The 16,442-nt window shown below is 70.7% G+C and carries 18 protein-coding genes; 14 read left to right on the forward strand and 4 right to left on the reverse strand.

The genetic code is table 11. The annotated features are described in order from the left end of the window. Positions 1–9: 9 nt before the first annotated feature. The 7 genes from BR98_RS25820 (at position 10) to BR98_RS25850 (ending at position 6,118) form a co-directional block, all read left to right on the forward strand. On the forward strand, positions 10–687 hold the full coding sequence (locus BR98_RS25820) for a histidine phosphatase family protein (protein WP_035847978.1): 678 nt from the start codon (positions 10–12) through the stop codon (positions 685–687). A gap of 121 nt (positions 688–808) precedes the next feature. Beyond that, on the forward strand, positions 809–1,408 hold the full coding sequence (locus tag BR98_RS25825) for a TlpA family protein disulfide reductase (protein ID WP_035847980.1): 600 nt from the start codon (positions 809–811) through the stop codon (positions 1,406–1,408). Then, on the forward strand, positions 1,405–2,172 hold the full coding sequence (locus tag BR98_RS25830) for a cytochrome c biogenesis CcdA family protein (protein WP_035847983.1): 768 nt from the start codon (positions 1,405–1,407) through the stop codon (positions 2,170–2,172). The genes BR98_RS25825 and BR98_RS25830 overlap by 4 nt, the downstream gene beginning before the upstream one ends. 2 nt (positions 2,173–2,174) lie before the next feature. Continuing rightward, complete coding sequence (gene resB / locus BR98_RS25835; protein WP_051970220.1) at positions 2,175–3,896, forward strand: cytochrome c biogenesis protein ResB; 1,722 nt, start codon at positions 2,175–2,177, stop codon at positions 3,894–3,896. Positions 3,897–3,899: 3 nt separating this feature from the next. Next, positions 3,900–5,048 carry a c-type cytochrome biogenesis protein CcsB gene (gene ccsB / locus BR98_RS25840; protein WP_035847986.1) on the forward strand — a complete coding sequence of 383 codons (1,149 nt, stop codon included), beginning with the start codon at positions 3,900–3,902 and terminating at the stop codon, positions 5,046–5,048. A gap of 22 nt (positions 5,049–5,070) precedes the next feature. After that, positions 5,071–5,634, forward strand: a complete 564-nt coding sequence (locus tag BR98_RS25845; RefSeq protein ID WP_035847988.1) for a hypothetical protein — start codon at positions 5,071–5,073, stop codon at positions 5,632–5,634. Between the two features lie 79 nt (positions 5,635–5,713). Further along, positions 5,714–6,118 carry a hypothetical protein gene (locus BR98_RS25850; protein WP_035847991.1) on the forward strand — a complete coding sequence of 135 codons (405 nt, stop codon included), beginning with the start codon at positions 5,714–5,716 and terminating at the stop codon, positions 6,116–6,118. 69 nt (positions 6,119–6,187) lie between these two features. Here BR98_RS25850 and BR98_RS25855 read toward each other — a convergent pair whose 3' ends face one another. Both BR98_RS25855 and BR98_RS25860 read right to left on the reverse strand, forming a co-directional pair. Further along, positions 6,188–6,388: an acyl-CoA carboxylase epsilon subunit gene (locus BR98_RS25855; RefSeq protein WP_035853943.1), complete on the reverse strand. Its 201-nt coding sequence runs from the start codon at positions 6,386–6,388 to the stop codon at positions 6,188–6,190. Positions 6,389–6,451: 63 nt separating this feature from the next. Further along, positions 6,452–8,023: an acyl-CoA carboxylase subunit beta gene (locus BR98_RS25860; protein ID WP_035847993.1), complete on the reverse strand. Its 1,572-nt coding sequence runs from the start codon at positions 8,021–8,023 to the stop codon at positions 6,452–6,454. Between the two features lie 472 nt (positions 8,024–8,495). On the opposite strand from BR98_RS25860, the gene BR98_RS25865 reads away from it, so the two are divergent. The 3 genes from BR98_RS25865 to BR98_RS25875 all read left to right on the forward strand — a co-directional run bounded on the left by BR98_RS25865 (position 8,496) and on the right by BR98_RS25875 (position 11,336). Beyond that, complete coding sequence (locus BR98_RS25865; RefSeq protein ID WP_035847996.1) at positions 8,496–9,953, forward strand: menaquinone biosynthesis decarboxylase; 1,458 nt, start codon at positions 8,496–8,498, stop codon at positions 9,951–9,953. Beyond that, entirely contained in the window at positions 9,950–10,861 is a 912-nt protein-coding gene (gene mqnP / locus BR98_RS25870; RefSeq protein WP_035847999.1) for a menaquinone biosynthesis prenyltransferase MqnP, read from the forward strand. The genes BR98_RS25865 and mqnP overlap by 4 nt, the downstream gene beginning before the upstream one ends. 67 nt (positions 10,862–10,928) lie before the next feature. Next, the gene (locus BR98_RS25875) at positions 10,929–11,336 is read left to right on the forward strand and encodes a VOC family protein (RefSeq protein WP_035848002.1); all 408 of its coding nucleotides are present in this window, start codon (positions 10,929–10,931) and stop codon (positions 11,334–11,336) included. Here the strand turns inward: BR98_RS25875 and BR98_RS25880 are convergent. After that, positions 11,322–12,032, reverse strand: coding sequence for an MOSC domain-containing protein (locus tag BR98_RS25880; protein ID WP_035848006.1), 711 nt, complete (start codon positions 12,030–12,032; stop codon positions 11,322–11,324). The two genes, BR98_RS25875 and BR98_RS25880, sit on opposite strands and share 15 nt — an antisense overlap. A gap of 61 nt (positions 12,033–12,093) precedes the next feature. Then, a complete protein-coding gene (locus tag BR98_RS25885) occupies positions 12,094–12,843 on the reverse strand; it encodes a cyclase family protein (protein ID WP_035848010.1) in 750 nt (249 codons plus the stop codon). A gap of 40 nt (positions 12,844–12,883) precedes the next feature. Here BR98_RS25885 and BR98_RS25890 point away from each other — a divergent pair, with 40 nt between their 5' ends. The 4 genes from BR98_RS25890 (at position 12,884) to mqnE (ending at position 16,365) form a co-directional block, all read left to right on the forward strand. After that, entirely contained in the window at positions 12,884–13,540 is a 657-nt protein-coding gene (locus BR98_RS25890) for a UbiX family flavin prenyltransferase (protein ID WP_035848013.1), read from the forward strand. A gap of 95 nt (positions 13,541–13,635) precedes the next feature. Then, a complete protein-coding gene (locus tag BR98_RS25895; protein ID WP_035848022.1) occupies positions 13,636–14,094 on the forward strand; it encodes an Lrp/AsnC family transcriptional regulator in 459 nt (152 codons plus the stop codon). Between the two features lie 64 nt (positions 14,095–14,158). Continuing rightward, the gene (locus BR98_RS25900; RefSeq protein ID WP_035848024.1) at positions 14,159–15,148 is read left to right on the forward strand and encodes a threonine ammonia-lyase; all 990 of its coding nucleotides are present in this window, start codon (positions 14,159–14,161) and stop codon (positions 15,146–15,148) included. A 53-nt stretch (positions 15,149–15,201) separates the two neighbouring features. Continuing rightward, positions 15,202–16,365, forward strand: coding sequence for an aminofutalosine synthase MqnE (gene mqnE, locus BR98_RS25905; protein ID WP_035848027.1), 1,164 nt, complete (start codon positions 15,202–15,204; stop codon positions 16,363–16,365). Positions 16,366–16,442: the final 77 nt, after the last annotated feature.

The following is a 16,442-nucleotide window of genomic DNA, read 5'->3' on the forward strand; positions in this document are numbered from 1 at the left end:
GGCCGTCAGATGACCGAGATCACGGTGGTGCACCTGATGCGGCACGGCGAGGTGCACAACCCCGAGGGCGTGCTCTACGGCCGGCTGCCGGACTACCACCTGTCCGAGCTGGGCCGGCAGATGGCCGACCGGGTCGCCGAGCACCTGGCCGACCGCGACATCACCTATGTGGTGGCCTCCCCGCTGGAGCGCGCCCAGGAGACCGCCGCGCCGATCGGCAAGGTGCACGGCCTGGACATCGCCGCGGACGAGCGGCTGATCGAGGCGGAGAACATCTTCGAGGGCAAGACCTTCGGGGTGGGCGACGGCTCGCTGAGGAACCCGGCCTACTGGAAGTACCTGACCAACCCGTTCCGCCCGTCCTGGGGCGAGCCGTACATCGAGCAGGCGGTGCGGATGATGGGCGCGCTGGCCGCCGCCCGGGACGCCGCGCGCGGGCACGAGGCGGTGGCGGTCAGCCACCAGCTGCCGATCTGGACCGCCCGCTCCTTCGCCGAGAAGCGGCGCCTCTGGCACGACCCGCGCAAGCGGCAGTGCTCGCTGGCCTCGCTGACCAGCTTCACCTACGAGGGCGACAAGCTGGTGTCGATCGGCTACCGGGAGCCGGCCCGCGACCTGCTCCCGGCCCACCTGGTCGGCAAGGGCAAGAAGGGCGACAAGCCGGTCGGCAAAAGCTTCGGGGCCTAACCGTCGAAGCCGCTTAAGGGATCTTGCTCACAAGATCCTTATGGTCCCAGGCCAGTGGGGGTCCGGCACGCAAACGCGGACCCCCCTCAAGGGCGTGGAAGTCCCATGCGAAACTTTTCACATGTCTGGTACGCCCCGCTTCCGCACGGCCGCCTTCCTCACCGCGGCGGCAGCCGCCCTCGCGCTCGCCGGCTGCAGTTCCTCAGGCGGCGGCAGCGGTGACGCCCAGGCCGGGTTCGTCACCGGCCACGGCGGGATCGACAGTGCACCGGCGGCGAACCGCAAGCCCGCCCCGGCGCTCGGCGGCGACGACCTGGAGGGCAAGCCCACCGCGCTCTCCGACTACCAGGGCAAGATCGTCGTGCTCAACATCTGGGGCTCCTGGTGCTCGCCCTGCCGCGGCGAGGCCAAGGGCCTGGAGCAGGTCTACGAGAAGTACAAGGACCAGGGCGTCGCGTTCCTCGGCATCAACACCCGGGACACCGACGTGACCAACGCCAAGCAGTTCGAGATCACGCACGGCATCACCTACCCGAGCCTGTACGACCCGGACGGCGCCCAGATCCTCAAGTTCCCCAAGGGCAGCTTCAATCCGCAGTTCCTGCCGACCACCATCGTGGTCGACCGGGAGGGCCGGCTGGCCGCCCGCTCGCTGCGGGCCGTCACGCCCGACGAGCTGGAGGCCATGCTGACGCCGATCCTGGCGGAGCAGCACTCGTGATCCTCGCCGCCGCCGGGGCCAACGAGACGGTGCTCAGCGGCTCGCTGCTGCTGGCCGTGCCGATCGCCGTACTGGCCGGCCTGGTCTCCTTCTTCTCGCCCTGCGTGCTGCCGCTGGTGCCGGGCTACCTCTCCTACGTGACCGGCTTCTCGGCCGCCGACCTGGCCGACGCCGAGGGGCGCCGACGCGGGCGGATGCTGCTGGGCGCGCTGCTCTTCGTGCTCGGCTTCTCCGCCGTCTTCGTCTCCGGCGGGGCGCTGTTCGGCGAGTTCGGCCGGACGCTGCAGGAGCACAAGGAGCTGATCAGCCGGGTGATGGGCGCGCTGACCGTGCTCATGGGCCTGGCCTTCATGGGCCTGCTGCCCGGGTTCAGCACCCGGGAGATCCGCTCGCACCGCCGCCCGGCGGTCGGGCTGGCCGGCGCCCCGCTGCTCGGCCTGGTCTTCGGGGTCGGCTGGACCCCGTGCCTGGGCCCGACCATGGGCGCGCTCAACGCGCTCTCGCTCAGCCAGGGCAGCGCCGGGCGCGGCGCCTTCCTGATGGCGGTGTACTGCCTCGGCCTGGGCGTACCGTTCGTGCTGGCGGCGCTGGCCTTCCGGCGGGCGATCGGCGCCTTCGGCTTCGTCAAGAAGCACTACCAGTGGGTGATGCGGCTCGGCGGCGGCATGTTGGTCGCCGTCGGGATCCTGCTGATCACCGGCGGCTGGGACTATCTGGTGAACCAGCTCCAATACGTGGCCCCCAGCGGCGAGATCGGAATCTGACCGTGAGTGACACCGACCTCAAGCCCGAGCCTGCTGCGCCGGCCGGCGACGAGACCGACGCCGAGCGGCTGACCAGTGCCCCGCTCGAGGCTGACGGTCCCACCGGCATGAGGCCGCTCGGCTGGCTGCGCTGGATGTGGCGCCAACTCACCTCGATGCGGGTCGCGCTGATCCTGCTCTTCATGCTCTCGCTGGCCGCCATCCCCGGCTCGCTGATCCCGCAGACCAGCCAGAACGCCTTCAAGGTGCAGACCTGGAAGGCCGCGCACAAGGGCATCACCCCGCTCTACGAGAAGCTCGAGCTGTTCAATGTGTACAGCTCGGCCTGGTTCTCGGCGATCTACATCCTGCTCTTCATCTCGCTGGCCGGCTGCATCATCCCGCGCACCTGGCAGTTCGTCGGTGTGCTGCGGGCCAAGCCGCCGGCGGCTCCCGCCAACCTGACCCGGATGCCGGTCTACGCGGCCTGGCGCACCAACGCCTCCCCGGAGGCCGCGGTGACGGCCGCTCAGCGGCTGCTGCGGGCGCGCCGGTTCCGCGCGCACGGCTCGGGCAGCGCGGTGGCGGCCGAGAAGGGCTACCTGCGCGAGGTCGGCAACCTGCTCTTCCACCTCTCGCTCTTCGCCCTGCTGGCCGGCTTCGGCTGGGCCAGCCTGGCCAGCGGCCAGGGCGGCAAGCTGGTGGTCGAGGGGGCCGGCTACACCAACACGATGACGCAGATGGACGACTTCAGCGGCTCGGCCTTCTACGGCTCGGAGGACCTGGACCCGTTCGGCTTCAAGCTGGACGGCTTCACCGCCAAGTACCAGACCACTGGCGACCAGATCGGCAGCGCCCGCGAGTTCACCGCGCACATCCGCTACTGGCAGGGTGCCGACAACTCCAAGCTGAAGTCCGGTGACATCCAGGTCAACCACCCGCTGGAGATCGGCGACAGCAAGGTCTTCCTGATCGGCCACGGCTACGCGCCGGTGATCACGGTCAAGGACGCCAGTGGCAAGGTGGTCTTCCACGACGCGGTGCCCTTCCTGCCGCAGGACGGCAACCTGACCTCCACCGGCGTGGTCAAGGTCGGCGACTACGGCCAGAAGGACGGCAAGAAGGTCCAGCTCGGCTTCCAGGGCTTCTTCCTGCCGACCGCGCCCGCCAACTTCGGCCCGAACACCGGCCCGCGCTCGCTCTTCCCGGGCGACGCCGACCCGGCCCTGGTGCTCACCGCCTACGCGGGCGACCTGGGCACCGACTCCGGGCTGCCGCAGAACGTGTACCAGCTCGACCTGACCAAGATGACCCAGCTCCAGCAGGACGGCCAGATCGCCAAGGAGCGGATGAAGCCGGGCCAGGGCTGGACGCTGCCGGACAACTACGGCTCGATCAGCTTCGACGGCTACAAGCAGTGGGCCACCTTCAGCGTCTCGCACCGGCCCGGCAACTCGATCGCGCTGGCCGGCGCGGTGCTGGCGATCGCCGGCCTGGTCGGCTCGCTCTTCGTGCAGCGCCGCCGGATCTGGGTGCGGGCCGTCGCCACCGCGGACGGCTCGACCCTGGTGGAACTGGCCGGCCTGGCCCGCAGCGAGTCGGCGAAGACCGCCGAGGAGCTGGCCGAGCTGGCGGTGGACCTGCAGGACGACGCCCCGGCGTTGGACGAACCGCTGGACGAGCCACAGGACGAACCGGTCGAACCGGCCCAACCGGCCGACGCCGACACCACATCCAAGGAGTAGACGGTGCAGCAGCTCGCCTCCGGGGTGAACACCCACCTGGCGGACCTCTCCAACAAGTGCATCTGGTCGGCCATGGCGGTGTACGCGCTGGCCATGTTCGCCCACATGTTCGAGTGGACCTTCGGCAGCAAGGGCGCCGTGGCCCGCCGCTCCGCCGAGCAGGCCTCGCTGGCCGAGACGGCCGCCGCGGCCGCACTGCCCGCGCAGAGCAAGGCCAAGAAGGTGACCGTCACGGTCGCCTCCGCCGACGGCGGCACCACCACGCTGACCCGCACCGCGCTGGCCGGCGAGGGCGCCATCGTGGTCACCAGCGGCCGCGGCGACGGCGAGCAGCCGATCGACGGCCCGGGCGCGGCCGGCACCAGCGAGCGGGCCGACCTGTTCGGCCGGATCGCCATCTCGCTGACCGTCCTGGGCGTGCTGCTCAACGCCGGCGGCGTCTTCCTGCGCGGGCTGTCGGTGATGCGGCCGCCGTGGGGGAACATGTACGAGTTCTCCTGCGCCTTCGCCGTCACCATGGTCGGCGCGTACCTGATCCTGCTGGCCCTCGGCAAGCCGGTCCGCTGGCTCGGCCTGCCCGCCGTGGTGGCCGCCTGCCTGACCCTGGGTCTGGCCACCAGCGTGCTCTACACCGACTCCGAGCAGCTGGTCCCGGCACTGCACTCGTACTGGCTGGCCATCCACGTCTCGACCGCGATCGTCTGCGGCGGCGCCTTCTACGCGGCCTTCGCCACCACCGCCCTCTACCTGGGCCGCGAGTCCTACGACCGGCGCGTGGCCGAGGGGCTGACCGGCGGTCCGTTCCGCATCCCGGCCTCGTTCTGGGAGCGGCTGCCCGCCACCGCGACCCTGGACAAGCTCTCCTACCGGATCAACGCGATGGTCTTCCCGCTGTGGACCTTCACCATCATCGCGGGCGCGATCTGGGCCGAGGCTGCCTGGGGCAAGTACTGGGAGTGGGACCCGAAGGAGACCTGGTCCTTCATCACCTGGGTGGTCTACGCCGCCTACCTGCACGCCCGGGCCACCGCCGGCTGGAAGGGCCGCAAGGCCGGGTACCTGGCTCTGCTAGCGTTCGCCTGTTTCTTGTTCAACTACTACGGCGTCAACATCTTCGTCACTGGCAAGCACTCCTACGCCGGCGTGGGCTGACGCCATCCGAGGGGGGATCGGCGTGGCCTGCCCGCAGTGCGGTGGGGAGAACATCCGGACGGCGCGTCAGCTGTACGAGCTCACGGAGCCGGCGCCGCCCGGGCTCGATCCCGCGCGGCTGGCACCGCCACCGGCGCCGCCGGGGACAAACACTCTGACGGCCGGGCAGGCGCAGTCCAACGGCAAGGCGAAGGCGCTGATCGCGATCGGTGGCGGTCTGGTGGTGCTGCGGCTGCTGACCCTGGCCGCCAACGGCTACACGGGGACCGGCCCGAGCTACACGATCAGCTGGCTCGGGTTGATCCTCCCGGTGATCCTGCTGGTCCGGGGCGTCGTGCTGTTCAACCGCAACCGCGCGGCCGCGCCCTACCAGCCCGTCGACGACCAGGCCCTGGCCAACCGCGCCCTCTACACCCGGCGGATGCAGGTCTGGGAGCACGCCCAGGTCTGCCGGGACTGCAAGGGTGCCTTCTTCGCCGAGGGCGTGCTGCACCCCGGGATCCCGGCCTCGCCGCTGATCACACTGGATCAGTTCCCGCTCATGGTGGTCACCATGGCTGAACGGGCCTACGGGCGGGCAGCCTGAGTGAGGGCACAGGAATGGCTGTGACAGAGTAGGACGTACCGGTACCAATCGCCGGTGCGCCAGCGAGGAGGGCCGCGACGTGGACAGCGAGGAGATCATGCTGACGGTGCGGATCACCGTCGCGGAGCGCGCGTTGCTGCGGCAGTTGGCCCAGGGCCACCGCAGTGACGTCTCCGAGGTGGTCGCCGACGGGCTGCTCGACGTCCTGCCCACGCTGCACGGCACCGCTCGCGCCCACCAGTTGCTCGCCGGCCTCACCGAGCCCGCCCCGTGCGCCCTGACGGTCTGGCTGCCGGCTCCGCTGGCCGATCTGCTGGTGCCGGCCGCCGCGCAGGTGGCGCTGGCCACCGGGGTCCGGCTGGGCTGCGGCAGCGCGATGCTGGGCGCGGCGCTGCGGCTCTGGCTGGCCCAGGATCCGCAGCTGCTCGCCGCCCACCTCAACTTGATGCACGCCGGTCGCCCCGCAGCCCTGGCCGCCGCCTAGGCCCCGCCGCCTAGAAGCCGGACGGCGGCCCGTACGCGGCGCGCTGGTTCGAGAAGGAGCTGCGCTCCGTTACGCGGCCCACTGCCAGCTGACCGGCGAGTAGTACACCGGGCGGCGCTCCAGCCGCTGCCAACGGGCGATCGGCTCGACCGGGGCGAGGGCGGTGGCGGCCTGCTGGGCGGCCGAGCGGGCCGCCAGGACGGCGGTGAGGGCGGCGAGTTCCTCGTCGGTGAGGGTGCCGCGGGTGACGCGGACGAGCGGATCGCTCATGGTGTTCTGGTCTCCCCAGAGGTGGTCGGAAAAGTCGGTGTGGGCCCGGCGGTTCGTCACCCGTTACATCGGCGGGTTGCCGTGCTTGCGGGACGGGAGGTCGGCGTGCTTGGTGCGCAGCATGGCGAGTGCGGAGGCGAGGACGGTGCGGGTCTCGGCCGGGTCGATGACGTCGTCCACCAGGCCGCGTTCGGCGGCGTAGTAGGGGTGCATCAGCTCGGTCTTGTACTCCTTGATCTTCTGCGCGCGCATCGCCTCGGGGTCCTCGGCGCCGTTGATGTCGCGGCGGAAGATGACGTTGGCGGCGCCCTCGGCGCCCATCACGGCGATCTCGTTGGTCGGCCAGGCGTAGGACAGGTCGGCGCCGATGGAGCGGGAGTCCATCACGATGTAGGCGCCGCCGTAGGCCTTGCGCAGGATCAGCTGGATGCGCGGGACGGTGGCGTTGCAGTAGGCGTAGAGGAGCTTGGCGCCGTGGCGGATGATGCCGTCGTGCTCCTGGTCGACGCCGGGCAGGAAGCCGGGGACGTCGAGCATGGTGACCAGCGGGATGTTGAAGGCGTCGCACATCTGGACGAAGCGGGCGGCCTTCTCGGAGGCGTTGATGTCCAGCACGCCGGCCAGGGACTGGGGCTGGTTGGCGATCAGGCCCACCACGTGGCCGTCGATCCGGGCCAGCGCGACGATCACGTTGGTGGCCCAGCGCTCGTGGATCTCCAGGTACTCGCCGTGGTCGACGATCTCCTCGATCACCTTGCGCATGTCGTAGGGGCGGTTGCCGTCGGCGGGCACCAGGTCCAGCAGGGACTCGCAGCGCCGCTCGACCGGGTCGTCGCCGGCGGTGGCCGGCGGCATCTCGCGGTTGTTCTGCGGCAGCATCGACAGCAGGTAGCGGACCTCCTCGATGCAGGACTGCTCGTCGTCGTAGGCGAAGTGCGAGACGCCGGAGACCGAGGAGTGGACGTCGGCGCCGCCCAGGCCGTTCTGCGAGATCTTCTCGCCGGTGACGGCCTGGACCACGTCGGGTCCGGTGATGAACATCTGCGAGGTCTCGCGGACCATGAACACGAAGTCGGTCAGCGCGGGCGAGTACGCGGCGCCGCCGGCACACGGGCCCAGCATCACCGAGATCTGCGGGATGACACCGGAGGCCTTGGTGTTGCGCTGGAAGATGCCGCCGTAGCCGGCCAGCGCCGTGACGCCCTCCTGGATCCGGGCGCCCGCGCCGTCGTTCAGCGACACCAGCGGCGCACCCGCCGCGATCGCCATGTCCATGATCTTGTGGATCTTCTGCGCATGGGCCTCGCCCAGCGCACCACCGAAGATCCGGAAGTCATGGGCATAGGTGAACACCGTCCGCCCGTGCACCGTGCCCCAACCCACGATCACACCATCGGTGTGCGGCTTCTTCCCCTCCAGGCCGAAACCCTGCGCCCGGTGCCGCCGCAACGGCTCCACCTCGTGGAACGAGCCCTCGTCCAGCAGCAGCTCGATCCGCTCACGCGCCGTCAGCTTCCCCTTGGCGTGCTGCGCCTCGGTCGCCTTCTCGCTCGGGCCCCGACGCACCTGCTCCCGCAGCGCGTGCAGTTCCTCGACGCGGCCCCGCGCATCGGCGGCCTCCCGCACAACCGTCATCTCGAACTCCCAGGTAATTGAGTGAGCGAGCAGTCGGGTCGGCTTTGGCTCCGGCTGCGATTTCCTTCTTCCCCTACGACATTACGAGGGGGGAGCACTTCGATTCGGCGTTGGTTCTGTACAAGGTCGACGAGGTTTACCTGTCGAGGCCATACAGAAAAGCTGCTCGGGCACCCCTGCGGCGGGTGATCCCGGCTATCCGATGGGCACAGTCGTGCAGGGTGCACGTCAAGTTCGGCGGCGGAGTCTACCGCCTGATGATTCCCCAGGTCAGATGGGGTCCCCATGGGTTGTTCGGAGGTCCGGTGATCGGGGTGGAGGTACGCCGTGGCGGGTCCGCGATGTCTCCCAGGGGGTGGCGTTCACGTAGAGGCAATCGTAGGGATACGCCAAAAGCAACACAGGGGTGTTCCATCGAGGCACCGGACCCCGGGGCAGCCCGCCGGAGGGCCGGTGCCCGATACTGGCTCGCATGGCATACGACGACCTCCGCTCGTTTCTGCGGGCACTGGAACGCGAAGGCGACCTCAAGCGGATCAAGGCCGAGGTCGATCCCCATCTGGAGGTCGGGGAGATCGTCGACCGGGTCCAGAAGGCCAAGGGCCCGGCCCTGCTCTTCGAGAACGTCAAGGGCTCGGCGATGCCGCTGGCCATGAACGTCTTCGGCACCGAGCGGCGGCTCGCCAAGTCACTCGGCCTCAAGTCGCCGGACGACATCGCGCAGAAGATCGCCGGCCTGCTCAAGCCCGAACTGCCGCACGGCTTCACCGGGGTGCGGGACGCCTTCGGCAAGCTCGCCTCGATGACCCACGTGCCGCCGCGCAAGGTCAAGACGACCGAGGCGCCGGTGCAGGAGGTGGTGCTGACCGGAGAGGACGTCAACCTGGACGAGCTCCCGGCCCTCTTCACCTGGCCCCAGGACGGCGGCTCCTTCTTCAACCTCGGCCTGACCCACACCAAGGACCCGGACACCGGGGTGCGCAACCTCGGCCTCTACCGGCTGCAGCGGCACGACCGGCGCACCATCGGGATGCACTGGCAGATCCACAAGGACAGCCGCAACCACGCCGCCGTGGCCGCCCGGCGCGGCGAGAAGCTGCCGGTGGCGATCGCCTTCGGCTGCCCGCCGGTGGTGACCTACGCCGCCACCGCCCCGCTGCCGGGCGACATCGACGAGTACCTGTTCGCCGGCTTCGTGGCCGGCGAGCGGGTGAAGATGGTCGACTGCAAGACCGTGCCGCTGCAGGTCCCGGCCGACGCCGAGGTGGTGCTGGAGGGGTGGCTGGAGCCCGACCAGCTGCTGCCGGAGGGCCCGTTCGGCGACCACACCGGCTTCTACACCCCGCAGGAGCCGTTCCCGGCGCTGACCATCGACTGCGTCACCATGCGCCGCCGCCCGATCCTGCAGTCCATCGTGGTCGGCCGACCGCCCACCGAGGACGGCCCGCTCGGCAAGTTCACCGAGCGCTTCTTCCTGCCGCTGCTCAAGGTGATCGTCCCCGACATCGTGGACTACGACCTCCCGGAGGCCGGCGGCTTCCACAACTGCGTGATCGTCTCGATCGACAAGAAGTACCCGAAGCACGCCCAGAAGGTCATGCACGCCATCTGGGGCGCCCACATGATGTCGCTGACCAAGCTGATCGTCGTGGTGGACGCCGACTGCGACGTGCACGACTACCAGGAGGTCGCCTGGCGGGCCCTGGGCAACGTGGACTACAGCCGTGACCTGAGCGTGGTCGAGGGCCCGGTGGACCACCTCGACCACGCCTCGTACCAGAAGTTCTGGGGCGGCAAGGCGGGCATCGACGCGACCCGTAAGCTCCCGGAGGAGGGCTACACCCGCGACGGGGGCTGGCCCGAGATGATCACCTCGGACCCCGCGATCGCCGAACAGGTGACGCGGCGCTGGAAGGAATACGGGCTGTGACCACCGCCGCCGATCTGTTCGAGACACCGCCGCCCGGCAAGGTCAAGGCATTCCTGCGGCTGGTCCTGATCGAGCACTCGGTCTTCGCCCTCCCCTTCGCCTACATCGCCACCCTGACCGCGATGTTCCTGGCCGACAAGCGGGTGCACTGGGGCGAGCTGCTGATCGTCACCGTCGCCATGGTGTCGCTGCGCACCTTCGCGATGGCCGCGAACCGGATCATCGACCGCGAGATCGACGCCCGCAACCCGCGCACCGCCAACCGCGAACTGGTCACCGGCGCGGTCTCGCTGCGCACCGCCTACACCGGCTCGGCCGCCGCGCTGCTGGTCTTCCTCGGCGCCGCCGCGCTGCTCAACCCGCTCTGCCTGGCGCTGGCCCCGGTCGCCGTGGTGCCGATGGTGGTCTACCCGTACGGCAAGCGGTTCACCGACTTCCCGCACGCGATCCTGGGGCTGGCCCAGGCGATGGGCCCGGTCGGCGCCTGGCTCGCCGTCACCGGCAGCTGGTCCTGGGACGCGGTGGTGCTGGGCCTGGCGGTCGGCATCTGGATCGGCGGCTTCGACCTGATCTTCGGCTGCCAGGACGTGGCCGCCGACCGGGCCGAGGGGGTCCGCTCGGTGCCGGCCCGGTTCGGGATCGCCGGCGCGCTGTACGGGGCGCGTGCCTGCCACGTCGTCACCACCGGGCTGCTGGCCTGGTACGGGGTGCTGACGCACGCCGGTCCGGCCTTCTTCGTCGGACTGGTGGTGGTGATCGGGGCGTTCCTCTACGAGCACTCGATCGTCAAGCCCGGCGACCTGTCCCGGCTCAACCGGGCCTTCTTCACCACCAACGGCTTCGTCGGCATCTCGCTCTTCGGCTTTGCTCTGCTCGACCTGGTCCTGCGCGGCCTGCGCATCGGCTGAGACGGTCCGCCGCGACTGATCTGATCGGAGCCTGGGATGATCGGAGTGTCGTCCCGAGGAGGCTGCGATGCTCGGCTCACTGCAGTGCGTGGTGCTGGACTGCCACTACCCGCCGGCGCTGGCCCGGTTCTACGCCGTGCTGCTGGGCGGGGAGCTGGACCGACCCGATCCGCGCTGGTCGCTGGACGACAGCTGGTCGACCCTGCACACCCCGACCGGTCTGGTGCTGGCCTTCCAGCGGGTCGAGGACTTCCACCCGCCGCAGTGGCCCGACCCGGCGCACCCGCAGCAGTTCCACCTGGACGTCGAGGTGGCGGACCTCGCCGCCGCCGAGCGTGAGGTGACCGAGCACGGCGCGGCCTTCCTGCGACGGGAGCAGGGCTGGGTGATCTACGCGGACCCGGCCGGGCACCCCTTCTGCCTGCTGCCCGCCGCCGCGCCGCAGGCCACACCACAGGCTTCAGAGCAGCCGTAGCCGGGCGCCGACCCGCAGCACCCCGGGGGCGCTGACGGTCGCCAGCGCGTCCAGCCGGTTGTCGTGGGCCTTGGCGACGGCGCGCAGGATCTCGGGGGCGTACGGCAGCCCGGGCTGGGCCACCGTGGTCATCACGCACCGCTCGCTGGCCCGGACGAAGGCGAGTCGCAGGCCCGACCTCAGCTCCCCCTCGCGGCCGAACCAGTCGTCCTCGACGAACGGCCGGGTGCCGGGCGGGGTGCGCAGCAGGATGTTGGGGCGGAACCGGCGCTCGTCCACCAGCGCGGTCGGTACGGCCTCGCGGACCCAGTCCAGGGTGGCGGTGGTGAGCAGGCTGACCGGCAGCTGGTCGAGGTGCGGGACGGTGTCCTCGCGGGCCAGCTCGACGTCCGGGCGCTGCAGGTAGGCCCGCAGGAAGGCGCTGGGGTCGCTGACGGCGCGGCCGAGCGGGTCCAGCAGTTCGGGGCCGTGCAGTGGGTGCCCGAGCCGGGAGCCGAGCCGCAGCAGGCCGTCCATCCGGCGGAACCGGCGGGTGTTCTTGCCGGAGCCGAGTCTGCCCTCGCCGTCCCGGACGGCGTAGAGCCGGTCCCCGGCCAGGCCGCGTTCATCGACGCCCACCTCGCTGAGGCGCTCCCCGGCGGTGGATTTCACGGGGTAGCGCCAGAGCCGCTCGACCACTCCGACGATCTCTGCCATGGCTGGTCAGCCTATCGGCGGCCGTCAGGTTGGTCTAGACCTATCCGGCGGGGTCGGCCGATCAGCCGACCCGCGCCACGGCCCGCACCGGCGCCCCGTCGGCGGCCGCCAGCCGCAGCGGGAACAGGCTCAGACTGACCGGCTTGTCCCGGGCCTGCGCCTCCAGCAGCGGTGTCAGGTCGGTCAGGTTCTCCACGATCACCCCGCCGCCGCCGGCCGCGAGCAGGATCCGGTGCGCGGCCAGCACCGGTTCGGCGGCCGCGGGCGCCGTGTCGTGCTCGTCGGCCAGTCCGGCCAGCAGCGCCGCCACCGCCGGGTCGGCCGGGCCCGGGTCGGGGGTCGGGTCCACGCTGAGCGCGTCCACCCCGACCGTGCGCACCCCCGCCGCGGCGATCGCCTCGGCCGCCTCGGGCGTCAGGTACGGGTGCGCGAGGTAGCGATCGGTCCCCCAGAACCGCGGCCAGCCGGTGGCCAGCAGCAGGATCGTCCCGGGCGTCACCCGGGCCAGCGCGGGGGCCAGCTGATCGGGCGTCACGGCGGTCCTGGCCGGCAGCGCCCGCAGGTCGGCGATCACGGCCGGACCGGTGAAGCGTTCCAGCGGCAGCCCGTCCAGGGTCGGCCAGGTGACGTCCACGTGGTACGGCGCGTCCACATGGGTGCCGGACTGCGAACCGAGGTGCACGGAGAGCACGTTGACGCCGGCCGTGTCGGTGGTCAGGGCCGGGCGCAGGGACACCTCGGGGTCGCCCGGGTAGACGGGCATCCCGGTGGTGACCTGATGGGTGAGGTCATGGAGAACCGGAGCAGTCACCCCACCATCCTCCCGCGTGCCAGGCCCTAGGGTGCCAGGTATGGGCAATGAACAATCCCCGACGCGGCGGCCGTGGGTGGTCGCGGTCTCCGGCGCCTCCGGCACCCCGTACCCGGCCGCGGTGATCCGGGCCCTGCTGGCGGCCGGTGAGGCGGTGGACCTGGTGGTCAGCCGGGCGGCCCGGTTGACCATCCTGGACGAGACCGGGATCTCCTTCCGCGACGCCCACTGGCAGACCGACCTCGCGGCCTGGATCGGCGCCGAGCAGGACCTCGGCAACGTCCGCCACTGGCCGGCCGGCGACTTCGCGGCCGGCCCGTCCAGCGGCTCCTACCCGGCCAAGGGGATGCTGGTGGTGCCCGCCACCACCGGCGCGGTGGCCGGCATCGCGCTGGGCCTGAGCAAGGACCTGCTGCAGCGGGCCGCCGCCGTCACCCTCAAGGAGCGCCGCCCGCTGGTGGTCTGCGTCCGTGAGACACCGCTCGACGGAGTGACACTGCGTCATCTGGTGGAGCTGGACGCGGCCGGCGCGGTGGTGCTGCCCGCCTCGCCCGGCTTCTACGCCGGCGGGTCCAGCGCCCAGGAACTGGTGGACTTCGTGGCGGGCCGGGTGCTGGACGCGGTGGGGGTTCCGCACACCCTGTACCGGCGCTGGACGGGCCGGCTGGGCGAGGCCCGAGCGGCCGACGGGGCGTAACCGGGCCCACGCCGAGGCCGAGGGGGCGTAAGAGCGCCCATGCCGGGAGAGTATGTTCTCTGCGATATCTGGGTCGGAAGGACGCGGGACGGTACATGGACACAGTGGACAGGCAGCTCATCCAGGCACTCCGGGAGAACGGCCGCGCCTCCTACGCGGAACTGGGCCGGCTGGTGGGCCTGTCGGGTCCGAGCGTGACAGACCGGATCAACCGGCTGGAGCAGGCCGGGGTCATCACCGGCTACCGGGCCACCGTGAATCCGGCCTCGCTCGGCTTCGGGGTAACCGCCCTGATCGGCCTTCAGCTCACCGACGCCGCCGACCACGAGGACGTGGCGCACCGGCTGAAGGACCTCGGCGAGGTCGAGGACTGCTGGTTCATCGCGGGCGACGACTCGTACATGCTCAAGGTCCGGGTCTCCGACGTGGAGGGCCTGGAGTCGGTGGTCAAGCGGCTCTCCGGCACCAAGGGAGTGGCCCGCACCCGGACCACCGTGGTGCTCTCCACCAAGTGGGAGAATCGGGTCAGCGAACTGCCTTTCTCGAGCGACTGAGTTGCGACGCGGCGGAGGAGCAGCTCACCAAGCGGTCACATCGAGTCGGGGGAGTGATGATCTGATGGCACTGGTCGGTCTGGAAGAGATCCGCGCGGCGCAGAAGCGGATCGCCGGGGTCGCCGTGCGCACCCCGCTGATGCCCTGCCCCTGGGCGGCGGACGGCAACCGCCGGCTCTGGCTCAAGCCGGAGAACCTCCAGCCGACCGGCGCCTTCAAGATCCGCGGCGCCTACAACCGGCTGGCCGCGCTGACCGAGGAGGAACGGGCCCGCGGCGTGGTCGCCCAGTCCAGCGGCAACCACGCGCAGGCCGTCGCCTACGCGGCCCAGCTGCTGGGCATCAAGGCGGTGATCGTGATGCCGGACACCTCGCCCGCCGTGAAGGTGGAGAACACCCGCTCCTTCGGCGCCGAGGTGGTGCTGGTCTCACCCGCCGAGCGGGACGAGTTCCCCTCGGAGCTGACCCGCAGTCACGGCTACGTCTGGGTGCCGCCCTTCGACGATCCGTACATCATCGCCGGGCAGGGCACCGTCGGCCTGGAGATCGGCGAGGACGCCCCCGACGAGCTGGACACCGTGCTGGTGCCGGTCAGCGGCGGCGGCCTGATCAGCGGCACGGCGGCGGCGATCAAGCTCACCACGCCCGGTGTGCGGGTGATCGGGGTGGAGCCCGAGCTGGCCGCCGACGCGCAGGGCAGCCTGCGGGCCGGCACCCGGGTGGTCTGGCCGGTCGCCGACACCTACCGGACCATCGCCGACGGGCTGCGCACGCCCGCGGTCGGGGTGCTGAACTTCGAGCACCTGCAGGCCTACGTGGACGACATCGTGACGGTCAGCGAGCAGGAGATCCGCGACACCGTGGCGGTGCTGGCCCGGCGCGGCCGGATCGTCGCCGAACCGTCCGGCGCGGTCGCCACCGCCGCCTACCTGCACCGTGCGGGGGAGCTCGGCATGGGGGCACCCCTGGCCGGAGGCGGGGGGAGGGTCTTCGCGGCCGTGGTCAGCGGCGGCAACCTGGAACCGAAGCTGCTGTCGGAGTTGCTCGCGGCATAGGCGTAATCTCGGATCGGTCACTGGATTCGAGGATGTAGGAGGCGGGCCACCGCATGGACGCAGGGCTGAAGCGCGAGCTGGAGGCGAAGGTCTACGCGGGCGAGCGCCTGACCCGCGAGGACGGCATCGCGCTCTACGAGAGCGACGACCTGGCCTGGCTGGGCGGTCTGGCCCACCATGTGCGGACCCGGAAGAACGGCGACGTCGTCCACTTCAACGTCAACCGCCACCTCAACATGACCAACGTCTGCGCCGCCTCCTGCGCCTACTGCTCGTTCCAGCGCAAGCCGGGCGAGAAGGACGCGTACACCATGCGGATCGAGGAGGCGGTGCGCCTGGCCAAGACGATGGAGAGCGAGTCGCTCACCGAGCTGCACATCGTCAACGGCCTGCACCCCACCCTCCCGTGGCGCTACTACCCGCGCAGCCTGCGCGAGTTGAAGGCCGCGCTGCCGAACGTCTCACTGAAGGCCTTCACCGCCACCGAGATCCACTGGTTCGAGCGGATCAGCGGGCTGAGCGCGAGCGAGATCCTGGACGAGCTGATCGACGCCGGCCTGGAGTCGCTGACCGGCGGCGGCGCGGAGATCTTCGACTGGGAGGTCCGCCAGCACATCGTCGACCACGAGACCCACTGGGAGGACTGGTCGCGGATCCACCGGCTGGCGCACAGCAAGGGCCTCAAGACCCCCTGCACCATGCTCTACGGCCACATCGAGGAGCCCCGCCACCGGGTGGACCACGTGCTGCGGCTGCGCGAGCTGCAGGACGAGACCGGCGGCTTCCAGGTCTTCATCCCGCTGCGCTACCAGCACGACTTCCACGACTCCAAGGACGGCGTGGTCCGCAACCGGCTGATGGCCCGCACCGAGATGGCCACGGGCGCCGAGGCGCTGAAGACCTTCGCGGTCTCCCGGCTGCTCTTCGACAACGTCCCGCACGTCAAGGTCTTCTGGGTGATGCACGGCGTCACCACCGCGCAGCTGGCGCTCAGCCACGGCGCGGACGACATGGACGGCTCGGTGGTCGAGTACAAGATCACCCACGACGCGGACAACTTCGGCACCCCGAACAAGCTGGGCCGTGACGACCTGCTGGAGCTGATCCGGGACGCCGGTTTCCGGCCGGTCGAGCGCAACACCCGCTACGAGATCATCCGCGAGTACGACGGCCCGGACCTGAACCGCCGGGAGACCCCGCAGGCCATGCGCCTCTGATCCCACCGCCCTTCACCAGCGCTGATTCCTCTTCACAGGGATTTAGGGCAGCCCGGGTTTACCGATCGGTTATCTCT

This window comes from Kitasatospora azatica KCTC 9699, assembly GCF_000744785.1.
Lineage (GTDB): Bacteria > Actinomycetota > Actinomycetes > Streptomycetales > Streptomycetaceae > Kitasatospora > Kitasatospora azatica.

What these genes read in the sequence shown, in the direction of transcription:
- BR98_RS25880 (WP_035848006.1), bottom strand. Translation starts at nt 12,032, where the DNA reads ATGGCAGAGATCGTCGGAGTGGTCGAGCGGCTCTGGCGCTACCCCGTG.
- BR98_RS25890 (WP_035848013.1), top strand. Translation starts at nt 12,884, where the DNA reads ATGGGCAATGAACAATCCCCGACGCGGCGGCCGTGGGTGGTCGCGGTC.
- BR98_RS25825 (WP_035847980.1), top strand. Translation starts at nt 809, where the DNA reads ATGTCTGGTACGCCCCGCTTCCGCACGGCCGCCTTCCTCACCGCGGCG.
- BR98_RS25855 (WP_035853943.1), bottom strand. Translation starts at nt 6,388, where the DNA reads ATGAGCGATCCGCTCGTCCGCGTCACCCGCGGCACCCTCACCGACGAG.
- BR98_RS25900 (WP_035848024.1), top strand. Translation starts at nt 14,159, where the DNA reads ATGGCACTGGTCGGTCTGGAAGAGATCCGCGCGGCGCAGAAGCGGATC.
- BR98_RS25895 (WP_035848022.1), top strand. Translation starts at nt 13,636, where the DNA reads ATGGACACAGTGGACAGGCAGCTCATCCAGGCACTCCGGGAGAACGGC.
- BR98_RS25865 (WP_035847996.1), top strand. Translation starts at nt 8,496, where the DNA reads ATGGCATACGACGACCTCCGCTCGTTTCTGCGGGCACTGGAACGCGAA.
- BR98_RS25820 (WP_035847978.1), top strand. Translation starts at nt 10, where the DNA reads ATGACCGAGATCACGGTGGTGCACCTGATGCGGCACGGCGAGGTGCAC.
- BR98_RS25875 (WP_035848002.1), top strand. Translation starts at nt 10,929, where the DNA reads ATGCTCGGCTCACTGCAGTGCGTGGTGCTGGACTGCCACTACCCGCCG.
- BR98_RS25860 (WP_035847993.1), bottom strand. Translation starts at nt 8,023, where the DNA reads ATGACGGTTGTGCGGGAGGCCGCCGATGCGCGGGGCCGCGTCGAGGAA.
- mqnE (WP_035848027.1), top strand. Translation starts at nt 15,202, where the DNA reads ATGGACGCAGGGCTGAAGCGCGAGCTGGAGGCGAAGGTCTACGCGGGC.